Annotated in this window: 1 protein-coding gene; it reads right to left on the bottom strand. The window is 53.5% G+C overall.

The window, feature by feature from the left end:
• The coding region (locus CHM34_RS18530) for a transporter substrate-binding protein (protein WP_169713839.1) at positions 1 to 432 on the bottom strand (432 nt) is incomplete at both ends.

Raw genomic sequence — 432 nt, 5'->3', positions numbered from 1 at the left:
CCCGTACTTTATCCACGTCGGTGGTGCCGGCTTTTTCTACCGCCTGCGCCCACATATGAATACCGACATAGGTCGCTTCCATCGGATCGTTGGTGACCACGCTGGCGGCGTTCGGCAGGTTATGGGCTTTGGCATAAGCACGGTAGTCAGCGACAAATTTAGCGTTGGTCGGGTTATCGATTGACTCAAAATAGTTCCACGCCGCTAACTGACCGACCAGCGGTTTGGTATCGATACCGCGCAGCTCTTCTTCCCCGACCGAGAAGGCCACGACCGGAATATCGGTGGCTTTAATGCCCTGATTAGCCAGCTCTTTATAGAACGGAACGTTAGAGTCACCGTTGATGGTGGAAACCACCGCTGTTTTGCCGCCGGCAGCAAACTTTTTGATGTTTGAGACGATGGTCTGGTAATCGCTGTAACCAAACGGGG

Origin of the sequence: Paludifilum halophilum, from assembly GCF_002245355.1 — a bacterium.
GTDB lineage: Bacteria > Bacillota > Bacilli > Thermoactinomycetales > DSM-45169 > Paludifilum > Paludifilum halophilum.
This window is presented reverse-complemented; position numbering and strand designations above follow the sequence as displayed.